Origin of the sequence: Paenibacillus elgii NBRC 100335, assembly GCF_004000865.1 — a bacterium.
Taxonomy (GTDB): Bacteria; Bacillota; Bacilli; order Paenibacillales; family NBRC-103111; genus Paenibacillus_G; species Paenibacillus_G elgii.
In genome coordinates, this window is sequence record NZ_BIMB01000133.1 from 1 (window position 1) to 1,569 (window position 1,569).

Below are 1,569 nucleotides of genomic sequence, written 5' to 3' on the forward strand. Positions count from 1 at the left end.
ATATTTTTTCCCTTATTCAACGGCATCTGAAGCTGTCTCACCCGGTCAAGCGGCTGTGGATCTCCGACCTGACGCCGGAGACGATCCGCAAAGGCTTCGTCGAGCTGCGCGAGGGCGTGGAATTCGAGCCGTTGACGAGGGCGGCCCGGGCGCGGAGCGAGGCGGATTGGCTGATCGGGATGAACGGCTCGCGCGCGTTTACGACGAAGCACCGCGAGCTGCTGTCCGTCGGGCGTGTGCAAACGCCGGTGCTGGCGCTTCTGTACGACCGGCAGAAGGAGATCGAGGCGTTTACGTCGAGCAAGTACTACGAAGTCGAAGCGTGGTTCACGCAAGGAGAGACGAAGTACCGCGGGCTGTGGCAGGGGGACAAGCTGACCGACGGCGAGAAAGCGGCGGCGCTCGCGGCTAAGGTCAAAGGGAAGACCGGCCGGATCGAAAGCTACGACGTGAAGGATACGAAGGAATACCCGTTCAAGCTCTACGATCTGACCTTGCTGCAGCGCGAAGCGAATGCGAAGTTCGGATTTTCCGCCAAAAAGACGCTCGATCTTGCCCAAGCGCTCTACGAGAAGCATAAGGCGATCAGCTATCCGCGGACGAACTCCAACTATGTGACCGAGCAGAACATTCCCGAGATGCACCGGGCGCTCGACCAGCTTGGCAAGACGAGCTATGCGCCGCTCGTCCAGCAGGCGGACAAAAAGCTGGTACACAAAAACAATAAGGCGGTTTGTAATCCTTCCAGGGTGGAAGATCACCACGCGATTTTGCCGACGCACAAAATGCCAAGCGGGCTCCCGCCCGACGAACAAAAGCTGTACGACTTGATCGTACGGCGGTTTTTGTCGCATTTTTATCCCGCGGCGATGTACAAGCTCCATACGATCGTGACGGTATCCGAAGTCGAACGGTTCAAGAGCACGGTGAAGCAGTTGCTGTCCTTGGGCTGGAAGGTTATCTATGCCGACCAGAAAAAGGAAAAAGAGAAGCCGTCCCGGGGAAAGGGAAAGGCCGACCGGGAGCAGGAAGAGGATGCCGTCGCCGAGGAAGAAACCGACGCTCCGTTCACGCTGGATGCGGCGCAGGCGGTGCTGTGCAAGGACAGCGCGGCGAAGGAGAAGGAGACCCAGCCGCCGAAGGCGTACACCGAAGGCACGCTGCTGAAGGCGATGGAAAGCGCGGGCAAGCAGATCGAGGATGAGGAGCTGCGCGACGCGATGAAGGATTCCGGGCTCGGTACGCCGGCGACACGCGCATCCGTTATCGAGCGGCTGAAACAGGTCGGCTACGTCGTCATGCAGGGCAAACGCATCGCGATCACGCCGAAGGGCCGCACGGCGGTCGAGCTGATTCGCGGCGCGGGCGTCGAGCTGCTGACGTCGCCGGAGATGACCGGGCAGTGGGAGCGGCGGCTGAACGAGATCGCGCGCGGCGCGGCGTCGGACGAGACGTTCATGAAGAACGTCGAGCGTTTTGCCGCCCTGATCGTCGAGAAGGTGCGGGGGCAGAAGCCCGCGGCGAAGCAGGCGTTCGAAGGCGATGCGCCTTCGAACGCCCCGCGCCAGC

1 protein-coding gene is annotated in these 1,569 nt (G+C 61.3%); it reads left to right on the forward strand.

Annotated features, from left to right (window positions below; genetic code table 11):
• Positions 1 to 1,569 (forward strand): DNA topoisomerase (locus PEL01S_RS34175; RefSeq protein WP_255320204.1); only part of this gene is annotated, 1,569 nt, incomplete at both ends.